The organism is Citrobacter sp. Cm038 (assembly GCF_030333105.1).
GTDB lineage: Bacteria > Pseudomonadota > Gammaproteobacteria > Enterobacterales > Enterobacteriaceae > Citrobacter > Citrobacter murliniae.
The window spans coordinates 67,797-83,558 of the sequence record NZ_JAOWGO010000026.1; the positions used below are offsets into that span (position 1 = coordinate 67,797).

16 protein-coding genes and 2 pseudogenes are annotated in these 15,762 nt (G+C 50.7%); 11 read left to right on the forward strand and 7 right to left on the reverse strand.

The window, feature by feature from the left end; all coding sequences use genetic code 11:
- The 7 genes and pseudogenes from OGY01_RS23455 to gstA form a co-directional block, all read left to right on the forward strand.
- Positions 1-201, forward strand: a pseudogene (locus OGY01_RS23455) (electron transport complex subunit RsxC); the annotation flags it as partial.
- Entirely contained in the window at positions 202-1,254 is a 1,053-nt protein-coding gene (gene rsxD, locus OGY01_RS23460) for an electron transport complex subunit RsxD (protein WP_045442563.1), read from the forward strand.
- Between the two features lie 9 nt (positions 1,255-1,263).
- The gene (gene rsxG, locus OGY01_RS23465; RefSeq protein WP_045442560.1) at positions 1,264-1,884 is read left to right on the forward strand and encodes an electron transport complex subunit RsxG; all 621 of its coding nucleotides are present in this window, start codon (positions 1,264-1,266) and stop codon (positions 1,882-1,884) included.
- Positions 1,885-1,887: 3 nt separating this feature from the next.
- Positions 1,888-2,580, forward strand: a complete 693-nt coding sequence (locus tag OGY01_RS23470) for an electron transport complex subunit E (RefSeq protein ID WP_225760879.1) — start codon at positions 1,888-1,890, stop codon at positions 2,578-2,580.
- Positions 2,580-3,215 carry an endonuclease III gene (gene nth, locus OGY01_RS23475; protein WP_284097221.1) on the forward strand — a complete coding sequence of 212 codons (636 nt, stop codon included), beginning with the start codon at positions 2,580-2,582 and terminating at the stop codon, positions 3,213-3,215. Before OGY01_RS23470 ends, nth begins: the two co-directional genes overlap by 1 nt.
- Before the next feature lie 612 nt (positions 3,216-3,827).
- Complete coding sequence (dtpA, locus tag OGY01_RS23480) at positions 3,828-5,333, forward strand: dipeptide/tripeptide permease DtpA (protein WP_048221511.1); 1,506 nt, start codon at positions 3,828-3,830, stop codon at positions 5,331-5,333.
- A gap of 105 nt (positions 5,334-5,438) precedes the next feature.
- Positions 5,439-6,044 carry a glutathione transferase GstA gene (gene gstA / locus OGY01_RS23485; RefSeq protein ID WP_045442550.1) on the forward strand — a complete coding sequence of 202 codons (606 nt, stop codon included), beginning with the start codon at positions 5,439-5,441 and terminating at the stop codon, positions 6,042-6,044.
- A 41-nt stretch (positions 6,045-6,085) separates the two neighbouring features.
- Here gstA and pdxY read toward each other — a convergent pair whose 3' ends face one another.
- The 5 genes from pdxY to anmK form a co-directional block, all read right to left on the reverse strand.
- Positions 6,086-6,946 (reverse strand): pyridoxal kinase PdxY, encoded by an 861-nt coding sequence (pdxY, locus tag OGY01_RS23490; protein WP_045442547.1) that lies wholly within the window; start codon positions 6,944-6,946, stop codon positions 6,086-6,088.
- 64 nt (positions 6,947-7,010) lie between these two features.
- Positions 7,011-8,285 carry a tyrosine--tRNA ligase gene (gene tyrS, locus OGY01_RS23495; protein WP_286493844.1) on the reverse strand — a complete coding sequence of 425 codons (1,275 nt, stop codon included), beginning with the start codon at positions 8,283-8,285 and terminating at the stop codon, positions 7,011-7,013.
- Between the two features lie 126 nt (positions 8,286-8,411).
- The gene (gene pdxH / locus OGY01_RS23500) at positions 8,412-9,068 is read right to left on the reverse strand and encodes a pyridoxamine 5'-phosphate oxidase (protein ID WP_045442541.1); all 657 of its coding nucleotides are present in this window, start codon (positions 9,066-9,068) and stop codon (positions 8,412-8,414) included.
- Between the two features lie 59 nt (positions 9,069-9,127).
- The gene (gene mliC, locus OGY01_RS23505; protein WP_136345584.1) at positions 9,128-9,457 is read right to left on the reverse strand and encodes a C-type lysozyme inhibitor; all 330 of its coding nucleotides are present in this window, start codon (positions 9,455-9,457) and stop codon (positions 9,128-9,130) included.
- 87 nt (positions 9,458-9,544) lie between these two features.
- Positions 9,545-10,666, reverse strand: a complete 1,122-nt coding sequence (gene anmK / locus OGY01_RS23510; protein ID WP_045442529.1) for an anhydro-N-acetylmuramic acid kinase — start codon at positions 10,664-10,666, stop codon at positions 9,545-9,547.
- A gap of 274 nt (positions 10,667-10,940) precedes the next feature.
- Between anmK and slyB the strand changes: the two genes are divergently transcribed.
- Positions 10,941-11,408 (forward strand): outer membrane lipoprotein SlyB, encoded by a 468-nt coding sequence (gene slyB / locus OGY01_RS23515; protein WP_045442526.1) that lies wholly within the window; start codon positions 10,941-10,943, stop codon positions 11,406-11,408.
- A 46-nt stretch (positions 11,409-11,454) separates the two neighbouring features.
- On the opposite strand, the gene slyA is transcribed toward slyB, so the two are convergent.
- On the reverse strand, positions 11,455-11,895 hold the full coding sequence (gene slyA, locus OGY01_RS23520; protein ID WP_019076732.1) for a transcriptional regulator SlyA: 441 nt from the start codon (positions 11,893-11,895) through the stop codon (positions 11,455-11,457).
- Positions 11,896-12,087: 192 nt separating this feature from the next.
- Here slyA and OGY01_RS23525 point away from each other — a divergent pair, with 192 nt between their 5' ends.
- The 3 genes and pseudogenes from OGY01_RS23525 (at position 12,088) to OGY01_RS23535 (ending at position 15,260) form a co-directional block, all read left to right on the forward strand.
- The gene (locus tag OGY01_RS23525) at positions 12,088-12,324 is read left to right on the forward strand and encodes a DUF1656 domain-containing protein (RefSeq protein WP_045442519.1); all 237 of its coding nucleotides are present in this window, start codon (positions 12,088-12,090) and stop codon (positions 12,322-12,324) included.
- A 2-nt stretch (positions 12,325-12,326) separates the two neighbouring features.
- Positions 12,327-13,190, forward strand: coding sequence for an efflux RND transporter periplasmic adaptor subunit (locus OGY01_RS23530; RefSeq protein WP_286493845.1), 864 nt, complete (start codon positions 12,327-12,329; stop codon positions 13,188-13,190).
- A pseudogene (locus tag OGY01_RS23535) lies at positions 13,187-15,260 on the forward strand (FUSC family protein). The gene OGY01_RS23530 and the pseudogene OGY01_RS23535 overlap by 4 nt, the downstream one beginning before the upstream one ends.
- On the opposite strand, the gene sodC reads toward OGY01_RS23535, so the two are convergent.
- The gene (sodC, locus tag OGY01_RS23540; protein WP_045442513.1) at positions 15,203-15,724 is read right to left on the reverse strand and encodes a superoxide dismutase [Cu-Zn] SodC; all 522 of its coding nucleotides are present in this window, start codon (positions 15,722-15,724) and stop codon (positions 15,203-15,205) included. The pseudogene OGY01_RS23535 and the gene sodC overlap by 58 nt on opposite strands.
- Between the last annotated feature and the right edge of the window lie 38 nt (positions 15,725-15,762).

Here is a 15,762-nt window from a genome sequence, read left to right on the forward strand (position 1 = left end):
GCTGAAACGGCCGAGCCAGTAGACCCGCGCAAAGCCGCTGTCGAAGCCGCGATTGCCCGGGCTAAAGCACGCAAACTTGAGCAGCAGACCGTCGCTGAAACGGCCGAACCGGTAGATCCACGCAAAGCCGCCGTCGCGGCCGCTATTGCACGCGCGCAGGCTAAAAAAGCCGCACAGCAGCAGGTTGTTAACGAGGAATAAATGGTATTCAGAATAGCAAGCTCCCCTTATACCCATAATCAGCGCCAGACATCACGCATTATGCTGCTGGTGTTAATTGCCGCATTACCGGGTATTGCCGCTCAGTTATGGTTCTTTGGTTGGGGAACGTTATTGCAGATAGTTCTCGCCTCTGCCAGCGCTATCGCCGCCGAAGCCAGCGTGCTAAAACTGCGTAAACAGCCCGTCGTCGCAATCCTGAAAGACAACTCCGCGTTGCTGACTGGATTGCTGCTTGCCGTCAGTATTCCGCCGCTTGCTCCATGGTGGATGGTGGTATTAGGTACTGTATTCGCGGTCATCATTGCCAAACAATTGTATGGCGGTCTCGGGCAGAATCCATTTAACCCCGCAATGATAGGCTATGTCGTCCTGCTTATTTCATTCCCGGTGCAGATGACCAGCTGGTTGCCACCGCATGAAATTGCGGCTACGGTGCCGGGTTTCTTTGATGCCCTGAACGTAATCTTTACCGGACATACCGTGGGCGGCAGTGATATGAACGCTCTACGCATGGGGATCGATGGCATCAGTCAGGCCACACCGCTGGATACGTTCAAAACATCGTTACACGCAGGACACTCCGTTGAACAAGTCATGCAGTATCCTATTTACAGCGGAATGCTCGCAGGCGCTGGCTGGCAGTGGGTGAACCTGGCCTGGCTGGCTGGCGGTGTAGTGTTATTGTGGCAAAAAGCAATTCGCTGGCATATCCCGGTCAGTTTTCTGCTATCGCTCGCCATCTGTGCGACGTTAGGCTGGTTTTTCTCCCCGGATTCACTGGCTTCACCACAGTTGCACCTGCTCTCAGGTGCAACTATGCTCGGCGCATTCTTTATTCTTACCGATCCCGTTACGGCATCAACAACTAACCGTGGTCGCCTGATTTTTGGCGCGCTTGCAGGTCTGTTAGTGTGGCTGATTCGCAGTTTTGGTGGGTATCCTGATGGCGTGGCCTTTGCCGTATTGCTGGCAAATATCACTGTTCCCCTGATTGATTATTACACCCGCCCTCGCGTGTACGGACATCGCTAAGGACAACATATGCTGAAAACGATTCGTAAACACGGTATCACTCTGGCACTGTTTGCTGCGGGCTCTACGGGGTTAACGGCAGCCATTAATCAGTTAACCAAGTCCACCATTGATGAACAGGCCGCACTGCAGCAAAAGGCGCTGTTCGATCAGGTTTTGCCTGGCGATCGCTACAATAATAATCTGCCTGAAAGCTGCTATCTGGTTAATGCACCGGCGTTGGGTAAAGGAACACACCACGTTTATATTGCCCGTCAGGATGACCGTCCGGTAGCGGCAATTCTGGAAGCTACCGCACCTGATGGATACTCTGGCGCTATTCAGTTGCTGGTCGGCGTCGATTTCAATGGTACCGTACTGGGTTCGCGCGTAACGGAACATCATGAAACGCCGGGGCTGGGTGATAAAATAGAGCTGCGTCTGTCCGACTGGATAACCCATTTTAGTGGCAAAAAAATCAGCACTGAAAATGACCCACACTGGGCGGTTAAAAAAGACGGTGGTGACTTTGACCAGTTCACTGGCGCGACCATCACCCCGCGTGCGGTAGTTAATGCAGTTAAACGCGCTGGTCTGTACGCGCAAACGCTGCCTGCGCAGCTTCCTCAACTTACCGCCTGTGGAGAATAAACCATGAGCGAAATTAAAGACGTCATTGTTCAGGGGCTATGGAAAAATAACTCCGCCCTGGTGCAGTTACTCGGCATGTGCCCACTGTTAGCGGTGACCTCTACCGCCACCAACGCCCTGGGTCTGGGGCTTGCTACAACACTGGTACTGACGCTGACTAACCTGACTATCTCAGCCCTGCGTCGCTGGACACCGCCTGAAATTCGTATCCCGATTTATGTCATGATCATCGCCTCAGTGGTGAGTGCGGTGCAGATGCTTATCAACGCATATGCCTTTGGTTTGTATCAGTCCCTGGGGATCTTCATTCCCTTAATTGTGACCAACTGTATTGTGGTTGGCCGTGCAGAAGCGTTTGCCGCTAAAAAAGGCCCCGCTTTATCCGCGCTCGATGGTTTTTCCATCGGCATGGGAGCAACCGGCGCGATGTTTGTCCTCGGATCACTGCGTGAAATCATTGGTAACGGGACATTGTTTGATGGCGCAGACGGCCTGCTGGGTAGCTGGGCCAAAGCGCTGCGCGTCGAGATCTTCCATACGGATACGCCGTTCCTGTTGGCCATGCTACCGCCGGGAGCGTTCATTGGTCTGGGACTGATGCTGGCAGTTAAATATCTTATTGATGAAAGAATGAAAAAGCGTCGTGCTGAGGCTGCAGTGACGGACAGTCCGGCAGGCGAGACAGGGAATGTGTAATGAACAAAGCGAAACGGCTGGAAATACTCACACGTCTGCGTGACAACAACCCGCATCCAACAACCGAGCTCAATTTTACCTCGCCGTTTGAGTTGCTGATTTCCGTTTTACTGTCGGCGCAGGCCACCGACGTCAGCGTCAATAAAGCCACGGCAAAGCTCTATCCCGTCGCCAATACCCCTGCCGCGATGCTGGAGCTCGGCGTCGAAGGAGTTAAGTCGTATATCAAAACGATAGGCTTGTTTAACAGCAAAGCAGAAAACGTGATTAAAACCTGCCGTATTCTGCTGGAACAACATCATGGCGAAGTACCTGAAGATCGGGCTGCACTGGAAGCACTGCCCGGTGTCGGGCGCAAGACAGCGAATGTGGTGCTAAACACCGCCTTTGGTTGGCCTACCATAGCCGTCGATACCCATATTTTTCGAGTGTGTAATCGAACGCAATTCGCGCCGGGTAAAAACGTTGAGCAGGTAGAAGAAAAACTGCTGAAAGTTGTTCCCAGTGAATTTAAAGTCGATTGCCATCACTGGTTAATTCTTCATGGTCGCTACACCTGCATTGCCAGGAAACCACGTTGTGGCTCTTGTATCATCGAAGACCTCTGCGAATTCAAAGAGAAAGTCGATATCTGATAATGTTGGGGGCAAGGCCCCTTGCCCACTTCCATAACGATTAGTTATGCACTTCTTAATCTCTCATTTCCCGTCAATGATGCCATAGTCGCGGGCATATCTGATGTAATATTCTTGTGAATTAACACCTGAGCAGGTTAATCGTTTTTTTAGTAATAGAAATTTCTATCCATCCGTGATCAAGATCACCCTGATAACACAATGTAAAATATTTTTTATTTTGTAGTTAAAATGACAAGCAAATGACCTGACCCCGTCAATTCGATACAAAACATTACACTGGCTATTTTTAAGATAATGGCCTATATCACTGGATTCAACCTTGAATAGCAGAACATATCGCCACATTGCGGTTTACGCCCCTATCTGACAGTGTAAAAATCTGCCATTTTTCAATTGAAGAAATTTAACGCTAGATAACATTTATTAGCCTGGATGATTTCACCAGCCCAGATATATGTAACAGATTATTACAAACCCCTTGTCTGAATGGTCAAGATAGTGAACATTACTTGCCGTTTCCCCTCCCACTATAACAATCGGACGGATGAACTTGACTCATCACGTACCTGAACACCCCCCTTGATATGGGATGTAAAAAAAGAGGTAAAAGTGTCTACTGCAAACAATAAACCAACTGAAAGCGTCAGTTTAAACGCCTTCAAACAACCAAAAGCGTTCTATCTCATTTTCTCGATTGAGCTGTGGGAACGTTTTGGCTATTACGGCCTGCAAGGAATTATGGCCGTCTACCTGGTGAAGCAACTGGGTATGTCAGAAGCGGATTCCATCACCCTTTTCTCATCCTTTAGCGCCCTGGTTTATGGTCTTGTTGCCATTGGCGGCTGGTTAGGTGACAAGGTTCTGGGAACGAAGCGTGTCATCATGCTGGGTGCTATTGTCCTGGCCATCGGTTATGCACTGGTTGCATGGTCTGGTCACGATGCGGGTATCGTTTATATGGGCATGGCGGCCATCGCGGTCGGTAACGGTCTGTTCAAAGCAAACCCATCATCCCTGCTGTCTACCTGCTATGCAAAAGATGACCCGCGTCTTGATGGTGCATTTACCATGTACTATATGTCCGTCAACATCGGTTCATTCTTCTCTATGCTGGCAACTCCATGGCTGGCTGCACGTTACGGCTGGAGCACCGCGTTCGCACTGAGCGTCGTTGGTATGCTGATCACCGTCGTGAACTTCGCATTCTGCCAGCGTTGGGTCAAACAGTACGGTTCTAAACCGGACTTCGAGCCAATCAACTACCGTAACCTGCTGCTGACAATTGGTGGCGTTGTAGTTCTGATCGCTATCGCGACATGGCTGCTGCACAACCAGGGTATCGCACGTATGGTTCTGGGCGTTATCGCTATGGGCATCGTGGTTATCTTCGGTAAAGAAGCGTTCTCCATGCACGGTGCTGCGCGTCGTAAAATGATCGTCGCTTTTATTCTGATGCTGGAAGCGATTATCTTCTTCGTGCTTTACAGCCAGATGCCTACGTCACTGAACTTCTTTGCGATTCGTAACGTTGAACACTCTATTCTGGGCATCGCTTTCGAACCTGAGCAGTACCAGGCACTGAACCCATTCTGGATCATCATTGGCAGCCCAATCCTTGCCGCCATCTATAACAAGATGGGTGACACCCTGCCGATGCCAACCAAGTTTGCTATTGGTATGGTGCTGTGTTCTGGCGCGTTCCTGATCCTGCCGCTGGGTGCGAAATTCGCAACTGATGCGGGCATCGTTTCCGTTAACTGGCTGATCATCTGCTACGGTCTGCAAAGTATCGGTGAACTGATGATCTCTGGTCTGGGTCTGGCGATGGTTGCACAGCTGGTTCCGCAGCGCCTGATGGGCTTTATCATGGGTAGCTGGTTCCTGACTACCGCAGGCGCCAACATTATTGGTGGCTACGTTGCTAACATGATGGCAGTTCCAGAAAACGTTACTGACCCGCTGATGTCTCTTGAAGTATACGGACGTGTGTTCCTGCAGATTGGTATTGCTACAGCGGTTATTGCTGTTCTGATGCTGCTGACAGCACCGAAACTGAACCGTATGACTCAGGACGACGATGTAAGCGAGAAAGCCTCTAAGGCCGCAACAGCGTAATTCTCAGGGAAACTTATCTTAAGGCCGCTAACTTTATGTTAGCGGCTTTTTTTTTGTCTGAGGTAGCACTACCATACGATATACCTCAGCCAAAAGGAGTTACCGATGAAACTGTTCTACAAACCGGGCGCTTGTTCTCTTGCTTCCCACATCACACTGCGTGAGAGTGGTAAAGATTTCACGCTGGATGGTGTTGATCTGATGAAGAAACGTCTGGAAAACGGCGACGATTTTTTCGCGGTAAACCCAAAAGGACAAGTTCCCGCGCTGCTGCTTGATGACGGAACGCTACTGACCGAAGGCGTTGCCATCATGCAGTACCTGGCCGACTCTGTACCAGACCGTCAGCTCCTTGCCCCCACCAGCAGCCTCTCCCGCTACAAAACAATCGAGTGGCTTAACTTTATTGCTACAGAGCTGCATAAAGGCTTTACCCCTCTGTTTCGCCCCGATACACCAGAAGAGTACAAACCAACCGTTCGTGCTCTGCTGGAGAAAAAAATGCAATATGTAAATGAGTCATTAAAAGACAATCCGTGGATCTGCGGTCAACGTTTCAGCATTGCGGATGCCTATCTGTTCACCGTGCTGCGCTGGGCATATGCAGTGAAATTGAATATGGAAGGATTCAGCCATATCGAAGCGTATATGGCGCGTATGGCGGAGCGTCCGGCAGTGACTGCGGCGCTAAAAGCTGAAGGGTTAAACTAACTGTTTAGTGCCGGATAGCGCTAACGCTTATCCGGCATTTATTACAACTGCGTTGCGCTAAAGTAGTGTTCCGGTTTAGCGATACGATCCTGAGCGGCAACCACCTGCAGCTCATACTCCTGCATCTCTTTGGTCGCGATCATAATTTCGTACACCGCCGCAGTCACATGTTCCAGCGCCTGTTGTAAAGACGCGCCCTGTAACAGCTTCACCAGCAGTAAACCGCTGGTAACATCACCAACGCCAACAGGCTGACGAGTACCAAAATCCACTAATGGCCGACTGATATGCCACGCTTGTTCAGCAGTCACCAGCAGCATCTCAAAACGATCCGTGCTGATACCCGCGCGAGCAAGGTGCTTAACCAACACAATTTCCGGACCCTGAGCAATCAGTTCACGAGCCGCTATCACTGCTTCATTCACATTGTTAACTGCGTGCTCACACAAGATTTCGAGTTCGACCAAATTGGGTGCGATAATATCGCTGGCCGGTAGCGCATGGCGTACATGAAATTCGGCAACACCCGGCGCAACAATACATCCTTTTTCTGGATGGCCCATTACCGGGTCGCAGAAATATTTCGCTTGTGGATTGGCTGCTTTAACTTTGCGCACAATGCCCAGAATATGCTCGCCCTGCTCTGCAGACCCCAGATATCCGCTTAGAACTGCGTCGCACTGCTGGAGTTTATCGATATCAGCAATACCCTGGACGATTTCAGTCAGGTGACTGGGCGGCATGACACAGCCTGTCCATTTACCGTACTGCGTGTGGTTGGAAAACTGAACGGTGTTAAGTGGCCAGACATTCGCGCCAAGACGACGCATCGGAAATTCTGCTGCACTATTGCCCGCATGGCCAAAAACAACGTGGGACTGGATGGCGAGGATATTCTTCATTTAACTTACCACAACCCTAGAATAATAAAGGGGCGTAGTTTCCCACGCCCCCGCTGACTTTTACTTACTTCCAGCAAATCAGGCAATAGTTCTTTTTGCCACGGCGCAGTAAGGTGTAGCGACCGAACAAAATATCACTCTCCTGGAAGAAATATTCCGGGTCAGATTGTTTCTCACCGTTGATAGTGACCGCGTTAGACGCAATAGTCTTACGCGCCTGGCCGCGAGAGGGTTGCAGTTCGGAATCAACCAGTGCCTGCATCAGATCGGCACCTTTTTCCATCTCAATCATCGGTACGCCATCCTGTGCCAGCTGTTCGAAATCAGCTTCGCTCAGGGAGCCCAGATCACCGTTGAACAGGCTTTCGGTAATGCGTTTTGCCGCCACCAGCCCTTCTTCACCATGAACCAGACGTGTCACTTGTTCAGCCAGAACATACTGAGCACGAGGCGCTTTGCCGCTGTTCTTATCTTCTTCTTCCAGAGCGTTGATCTCTTCAATGTCCATAAAGGTGAAGAATTTAAGGAAGCGATACACATCAGCATCAGCGGTGTTAATCCAGAACTGGTAGAACTTATACGGACTGGTTTTTTTCGGATCCAGCCATACTGCGCCACCTTCTGTTTTACCGAATTTGGTACCGTCTGTTTTGGTGATCAGCGGAACAGTCAGGCCAAACACCTGGTTCTGATGCAGGCGGCGAGTCAGGTCGATACCAGAGGTAATGTTACCCCACTGGTCAGAACCACCGATTTGCAACGCAACGCCGTGCAGTTTGTTCAGGCAAGCGAAGTCGTAACCCTGCAACAGGTTGTATGAAAACTCGGTAAAAGAGATCCCCTGATCGTCACGGTTAAGACGTTGCTTCACCGCTTCTTTGTTGATCATCTGGTTAACGGAGAAGTGTTTGCCGATATCACGCAGGAAAGTCAGTACGTTCATACCGCCAAACCAGTCGTAGTTGTTCGCAGCAATCGCAGAGTTGTCGCCACAGTCGAAATCGAGGAACGGCGCAACCTGTTTGCGGATCTTATCCACCCACTCCTGCACGGTGTCTTCGGTGTTCAGTTTACGCTCGGCGGCTTTAAAGCTCGGGTCACCAATCAGCCCCGTTGCACCACCTACCAGTGCGACAGGCTTATGGCCCGCCTGCTGGAAGCGTTTCAGGCATAACAATGGAACCAGATGCCCCAAATGCAAGCTGTCAGCGGTAGGATCGAAGCCGCAATAGAGCGCGATCGGGCCTTGCGCCAGTCGCTCTGCTAACGCTTCCTCGTCCGTCACCTGGGCCACCAGCCCCCGCTCTTGCAATTGTTTAATCAAGTTACTGCTTGCCATCAAAATCTCCATGTATAAAACGACTGCACCTTTGCCGGTACACGACTTTTCGCCTGATGCGAAAGAGACATAGAATAAAGCGCCGGATTCATCAGTACCAGCGCTTAAAACAAGAATTTTGCATCTTTACGGAGCGAGGCGATCAATTTTCCACGCGTTATCTTCACGTTGGTATAAAAAACGATCGTGTAGACGGTTTTCACCGCCCTGCCAGAACTCCATTTGTTCAATACTCACGCGAAAACCGCCCCAGAAGCTAGGTAACGGAACTTCTCCTTGCTGAAACTTCTGCTTCAGCTCAAGAAATTTACTTTCAAGAATACCGCGTGCGGAGATCCGACTTGACTGTTTAGAGACCCAGGCACCAATCTGGCTGTCGCGTGGGCGGCTATGGAAATACTTCACCACCTCAAGCGTGGAAAGACGTTCAGCCTTACCGATAACCATGACCTGCCGTTCCAGCGTATGCCAGGGGAATAAAAGGCTGATGCGGGGATTATTCTCAATCTGATGCGCCTTGCGGCTGCCCATGTTGGTATAAAAAACCAGCCCTTTGTCATCATAATGTTTGAGCAACACGATACGCTGGTAGGGTTGACCATTTTCATCGACGGTTGCGACAACCATCGCAGTAGGATCCGCCAGTTTGGCGTCACAGGCTTGCCCCAGCCAACGCTCAAAAAGCGCAAGGGGTTCGGCGGGAAGATCGCGGCGGCGAAGACCGCCTTTCGTGTATTCACGGCGCAGATGCGCGATTTGCTGCAATTCGTCGTTATCAGACATGATGTTGGGCTACGGATTGTCAGTGGGTGACGCTATTGTGCGCCGCCCAGGTGAAAATCTCAACGCTTCGGGTTCTGTAACTGACAGTTATTTAACACAACTCTGTCGCGTTTATAGACCGTTGCATTGTCTCCTTTAGACCAGAAGACGTAGATGCCGTCCGTGTAACGCGCACCGGATGCCGACACACCCTGTTTGAGTTTCACTAACTGATTATCGTAAACAAAGCTCGCAACTTGTTGAGTATTGTTCAACTTCACAGTAAGCGGTTTTTCATCACAGCGGTATTCGAGTGTATCCGTTTGCATGCGCTCGACAAATTGATTGTAAACACTACAACCGCTAAGCAGTACGGGCAGACAGACAATTAACAGTTTTTTCATAGCCATATCCTGAAGACTTTCCTGGTCCCGGAGGGCAATGACACCCTCCCTAACTTCCCTAGTTTACCGGCATACAGGCGAGGATAATTTCAGTTAACTCTGAGATCGTGGGTTTGCAGGGAAAATCGCCCCTAAAACACTGGACTCTGCCGCACCGGTCACCGAAGGCAAATTACCCGGTAATCCAGCCAAGGTACGCCACGCCAGCCAGGCAAAGGCTAACGCTTCCATATCATCACCGCTAATGCCTGCCTCATCCGTTGATGTTACTTCTGTTCCCGGCAACAACGCCGCCAGACGCATCATCAGAAGCGGATTACGGCTTCCGCCGCCACAAACCATCAGTCGCTCACAACCACCGCTCAGCAAGACTTGCTCTGAAATGGTCACCGCCGTCAGTTCGGCAAGCGTCGCCTGCACATCGCGCGGGTTAATCCCAGGAAACTGCGCCAGGTGACGTTCTATCCAGCCATAATTGAAATACTCGCGACCAGTGCTTTTTGGCGCGGGTGCAGAAAAATAGGGGTCGCTAAGCATATTTTGCAGCAGAGGAATAATCACCGTTCCTTCGCTGGCCCACTGCGCATCTTTGTCGTAAGGTCGACCGCATTTGCGCCAGATCCAGGCATCCATCAGCATATTGCCCGGTCCGGTGTCATATCCTCTTACAGGTTTTTCAGGTATGAGCAGTGACAAATTGGCAATCCCACCGATATTCAGCACCATCCGGCGTTCCGTCGGATGCGCCAGCAAAGCCTGATGGAAAGCAGGAACCAGCGGCGCCCCCTGCCCACCCAGCGCAATATCACGCCGGCGAAAATCCCCGACCACAGTGATCCCCGTATGCGCCACAATTTGATTGTTATCACCAATTTGCAGCGTATGAGGCGCGGCGCCTGTAGGTTCATGCCATACAGTTTGTCCGTGACAACCAATAGCAACGATATCCTGCGGCTTTAATTTTTGCTGCGACAGGAGCGCATTCACCGCCTCAGCGAACAAACGTCCCAGTTGGGTGTCCAACTGACCAAACTGAGAAAGCGTGAGTTGTTGCCCCTGGCAAATGTCCAGAATGGCTTGTTTCAAATGGATGGGGATGGGCCAGGTAAGACTCGCCTGTTGCGCAACCATCGTTTCATCTATTGCCGCCAGCACAACATCAACACCATCAAGGCTGGTTCCAGACATAACACCGATAAAACGGCCCGATTTCATATGTCATCCTTTTAAGCATGTTAGCCTTGACACTCAACCATAAAGTGCCGCGTAATTCCATGCTTCATTGATGATTTTTGCGGGTTACTGATGGCAACAGGTCATCATTTCAATCGATTTGATGAATGGTTCGTTTATACTCGGTTAACCCGGACCCAATTATGATTTTCATATTGTTCCAGTAGAACATGTGACCTTAGGCTCACAAATGCCATATAATTTTATCATGAAGGGTGTTTTTTTCAGCGTTTCGTGGTGACAAGGAGATTTTTAAATGATTAAACGTGTGCTTATTATTTCATTAATGGGCGTATCTTTAGCCGGTTGCGTTAACAATGACAGCCTTTCAGGTGACGTATATACCGCATCCGAAGCAAAACAGGTTCAGAACGTAACCTATGGCACGATTGTTCATGTTCGTCCGGTTCAAATTCAGGGTGGTGATGACGCAAACGTAATTGGCGCTATCGGTGGTGCGGTACTCGGCGGGTTCCTCGGTAACACCGTTGGCGGTGGTACTGGCCGCTCATTAGCAACTGCTGCAGGCGCTGTAGCTGGCGGCGTTGCTGGCCAGGGCGTGCAGGGTGCAATGAATAAAACCCAGGGTGTGGAACTGGAAATCCGTAAGGATGACGGTAATACCATCATGGTAGTGCAGAAACAGGGCGCAACCAAATTCGCCGCAGGCCAGCGTGTCGTAATGGCAAGCAACGGCAGAGAAGTTACCGTTTCCCCGCGCTAATCGAATTAACGTGTGGTCAGGCTCTGGCCACACGTTAAATTTCACATCAGCCCTGAGACTGCAGCTCAATGATATTGTGTTCCAGCCTGGCGACCAGTTTAATCAGCAAATCAATCTCCTCGGCCGAGATCCCTTCCAGAATTTCTCCGCGCGTTTTATTGATTACCGCTTCCATATCTGCGATTAGCGGTTCCGCTTTCTCAGTGAGTTTTATTCTCTTTGCCCGACGATCGCTGGCGCAAGTCTGTCGCGAAATGAGTCCCTTTTCTTCCAGTTGGTCAAGCGTACGCACCAGTGAAGGCTGCTCAATACCTATCGCTTTAGCCAACTGAATCTGCGATTGATCCGGCGGCAACTGATGAATGTTGTGCAGCGTAACCCAATGTGTCTGCGTCAACTCCAGAGGCTTCAGGCGATGGTCAATCAGAGCACGCCAAATGCGCACCAACCGTGCCAGATCAGAACCTAGTGGCGATTCCAATTTCATCTCCTTATAATTAGCTTGCTAAGTTATTATACTGATTTTAGAATAGTGTGCAGCATTTGTATTCTCAAAACAAATGTATTGCCAAATTTGCTTACCGGATGACATTTTTTCAGACATTCTGTGTTAAAGAGACTCATTGTCCCTTTTTTGCTAAACCTATAGCAATGCTCTCTTCCGCCAAGGATTTTGCCCGTGAAGTTTATGTTTAATGCAACAGGATTGCCCTTACAAGATTTAATGATCGGCGCATCTGTCTATTTCCCCCCTATTTTCAAGGCGTTTGTCGCGGGGTTCATTCTCTGGCTGGTTGCTCACCGTCTACTACGCGACTGGATCTACTCCGGCGAAATATGGCATCCCCTGTTAATGGATCTGTCTCTCTTTACGCTTTGCGTATGCCTGGGCTTCTATCTGCTAATTGCGTGGTGATTATGTCGCTTAAAACCGTTAAATACTTCTCCACAATTATAGTCGCTGTTATTGCGGTCCTCGCGGGATGGTGGATGTGGAATTATTACATGCAGTCACCGTGGACGCGCGACGGCAAAGTCCGCGCTGAGCAGGTCAGCATTACGCCGCAGGTCTCCGGAAGTATCAGCAAACTCAACGTAAAGGATAACCAGTTCGTTGACGCCGGTGATGTGCTTTTGGTTATCGACAAGACACCGTTTCATATCGCCGAATTGAATGCACAGGCTCAGTTAGCCAAAGCACAGTCCGACCTGGCAAAAGCCAATAACGAAGCCAACCGTCGCCGTCATCTGTCGCAAAATTACATCTCCGCAGAGGATCTTGATACGGCGAACCTTAACGTTAAAGCGATGCAGGCCAGCGTCGAAGCCGCTCAGGCCATATTGCGCCAGGCGCAGTGGCAACTGACACAAACGGAAGTTAAAGCCCCTGTTGCGGGATGGGTGACCAATCTTTCGACCCGAACCGGAGACTACGCCTCCACGGGCAAGCCGCTGTTTGCCCTTGTCGACAGCCACTCTTTTTATGTGATGGGGTATTTTGAAGAAACCAAGCTACGCCACATTCGCGAAGGCGCACCGGCTCTTATTACACTGTACAGCGGCAACGTGAAGTTACAGGGTCACGTATCAAGTATTGGCCGTGCTATTTACGATCAGAGTGTTGAAAGTGATTCCGGCCTCATTCCCGATATCAAACCTAACGTGCCATGGGTTCGTCTGGCGCAACGGGTTCCTGTTCGCATCGAATTTAGCGCCCACCCTCACGATGTCACTTTGGTTTCAGGAACGACCTGTAGCGTCTCCATTGGTCAGCATCAATGAAACGGTTTCATCTGACGCCAGGTAATTTGCCGTGGTTTAAAGCCACGGCCGGACAGTGGCGTTACGCTCTGCGTAATACCATTGCAATGTGTCTGGCATTAACGTTCGCCTATTATCTGAACCTGGATGAACCTTATTGGGCGATGACCTCTGCCGCCGTGGTTAGCTTCCCCACCGTCGGTGGCGTCATCAGTAAGAGTCTGGGGCGTGTTGCCGGCAGTTTACTCGGGGCAACGGCGGCGTTGATCATTGCGGGCCATACCCTCAATGAACCCTGGCTATTTCTGCTGAGCATGTCGGCGTGGATTGGCTTATGCACGTGGGCCTGCGCACATTTTACCAATAACGTAGCCTACGCTTTTCAACTGGCTGGCTACACGGCAGCCATCATCGCGTTTCCAATGGTGAATACCATTGAGATTACTCAATTGTGGGATATCGCCCAGGCCCGTGTATGCGAAGTCCTCGTCGGGATACTCTGTGGTGGGATGATGATGATGATCCTGCCAAGCACATCCGATGGTACAACACTGCTGACCGCACTGAAAAACATGCACGCACGCTTGCTGGAACATGCCAGTTTACTCTGGCAACCAGAAACCACTGATGCGATTCGTTCGGCTCACGAGGGCGTAATCGGCCAAATTCTGACTATGAATCTGTTGCGGATCCAGGCGTTCTGGAGTCACTATCGCTTTCGCCGCCAGAATGCACTGCTCAATTCACTGTTACACCAGCAGCTTCGTATGACCAGCGTGATTTCCAGTCTGCGCAGGATGCTGCTGAACTGGCCCAATCCCCCTGCGAATACCCGGGATATCATCGAACAACTATTGAATGCGCTGGTGAAAGCAAACACCGACAGCTATACCGTGGCGCGTATTATTGCCCCCCTGCGCCCGCGGGACCAAAGCGACTATCGACATATCGCCTTCTGGCAGCGGCTGCGTTATTTCTGCCGTATCTACCTGCAAAGCAGTCACTACCTGCATTTGCTGGAAAATGGCGTAACCGTTGATCGCATTATCGTGAATCGAACACCTGGACTTGCCCGTCATACTGACAATGCGGAAGCGGTATGGAGCGGATTACGTACTTTCTGCACGCTGATGGTAATCGGTGCATGGAGCATCGGCGCACAGTGGGAATCGGGTTCCGGAGCACTGACGCTTGCCGCCATCAGCTGTGTGCTGTATTCCGCCGTTGCCACCCCGTTCAAATCACTCTCATTGTTGATGCGAACGCTGGTCCTGCTGTCATTATTCAGCTTTGTGGTTAAATTTGGCTTGATGGTGCAAATCACCGACCTCTGGCAATTCATTCTGTTCCTCTTTCCACTGCTTGCCACCATGCAGTTATTAAAATTGCAGATGCCAGCGCTGGCGGGACTTTGGGGACAGTTGATCGTGTTCATGGGATCGTTCATCGCCGTGACCAATCCTCCCGTCTATGATTTTGCTGATTTTCTGAATGACAATATGGCAAAAATTACCGGCGTGGCATTGTCATGGCTGGCCTTTGCCATTCTGCGCCCTGGTTCAGACGCCAGGAAGAGTCGGCGCCACATTCGCGCTCTGCGCCGGGATTTTGTCGATCAGCTCAGCCGACATCCGTCGCTCAGCGAAAATGAATTTGAGTCGTTGACCTATCATCATGTCAGTCAGCTCAGCAACAGCCAGGATGCACTGGCACGGCGCTGGTTATTACGGTGGGGAGTGGTACTACTAAATTGCTCACATGTGGTATGGCAGTTGCGCGCCTGGGAGGCACGCTCAGATCCGTTATCTCGCGTCAGGGATGTGTGCATCTCATTACTTCGCGATGTAATGAGCGAGCGTGGCGTGCAGCAACGTCCGCTGAATGCCACGCTTAATGAACTACAACGTATATGCGATACACTTGCCCATCATCATCAGTCTGCCGCACAAGAGCTGGCCGCTCTAATCTGGCGATTACACTGTTCGCTCTCTCAGCTTGAACAAGCACCACCGCCAGGTACGCTGACCCGCTGATTATTTGATAACACCACAGGCGTATCGCGCCCCGCCACCACCGAGTGGTTTGGGTTGATCGGACATATTATCTCCGCCCACATGTATCATCAGCGACTTGCCTTTGACATCATCCAGCGATTTCAGTCGCGGAGCGACGACAGCCGTCGTGGCATTCCCCTCATTATTAACCATCAGCAATGGGAGATCTCCCATGTGTCCACCACCCTCGGGGCCTTCATGCTTACCGGTTTTATGCGGGTCAAAATGTCCACCTGCCGCTTCGGCGGCCGAAGCTTTACCTTCTTTAATAGCTGGCTGACAACTGCCGTTAGCATGCACATGAAAGCCATGCTCTCCCGGCGGCAGAGCTTTCAAATCTGGCGTAAACTCCAGCCCTTTCGCCGTTTCAGAAATGGTCACTGAACCAATCGACTGCCCGACGCCTTGTGACGTCACCAGGTTCATCTCAACTTGCTCACTGGCTGCCTGTGCACCCGCACAGGCCAGTAAGGTAATCACGGCCAAACTCAAACGCTTCATACATCCTCCTTCGAACAGGTACTTGATTGATAAGTGTA

Bases quoted from the DNA above. Each gene is read 5' to 3' on its own strand.
- mliC (WP_136345584.1), bottom strand. From the start codon at position 9,457: ATGGCTATGAAAAAACTGTTAATTGTCTGTCTGCCCGTACTGCTTAGC.
- rsxD (WP_045442563.1), top strand. From the start codon at position 202: ATGGTATTCAGAATAGCAAGCTCCCCTTATACCCATAATCAGCGCCAG.
- anmK (WP_045442529.1), bottom strand. From the start codon at position 10,666: ATGAAATCGGGCCGTTTTATCGGTGTTATGTCTGGAACCAGCCTTGAT.
- OGY01_RS23470 (WP_225760879.1), top strand. From the start codon at position 1,888: ATGAGCGAAATTAAAGACGTCATTGTTCAGGGGCTATGGAAAAATAAC.
- nth (WP_284097221.1), top strand. From the start codon at position 2,580: ATGAACAAAGCGAAACGGCTGGAAATACTCACACGTCTGCGTGACAAC.
- OGY01_RS23530 (WP_286493845.1), top strand. From the start codon at position 12,327: ATGTCGCTTAAAACCGTTAAATACTTCTCCACAATTATAGTCGCTGTT.
- tyrS (WP_286493844.1), bottom strand. From the start codon at position 8,285: ATGGCAAGCAGTAACTTGATTAAACAATTGCAAGAGCGGGGGCTGGTG.
- slyB (WP_045442526.1), top strand. From the start codon at position 10,941: ATGATTAAACGTGTGCTTATTATTTCATTAATGGGCGTATCTTTAGCC.
- pdxH (WP_045442541.1), bottom strand. From the start codon at position 9,068: ATGTCTGATAACGACGAATTGCAGCAAATCGCGCATCTGCGCCGTGAA.
- rsxG (WP_045442560.1), top strand. From the start codon at position 1,264: ATGCTGAAAACGATTCGTAAACACGGTATCACTCTGGCACTGTTTGCT.
- gstA (WP_045442550.1), top strand. From the start codon at position 5,439: ATGAAACTGTTCTACAAACCGGGCGCTTGTTCTCTTGCTTCCCACATC.
- slyA (WP_019076732.1), bottom strand. From the start codon at position 11,895: ATGAAATTGGAATCGCCACTAGGTTCTGATCTGGCACGGTTGGTGCGC.
- sodC (WP_045442513.1), bottom strand. From the start codon at position 15,724: ATGAAGCGTTTGAGTTTGGCCGTGATTACCTTACTGGCCTGTGCGGGT.
- pdxY (WP_045442547.1), bottom strand. From the start codon at position 6,946: ATGAAGAATATCCTCGCCATCCAGTCCCACGTTGTTTTTGGCCATGCG.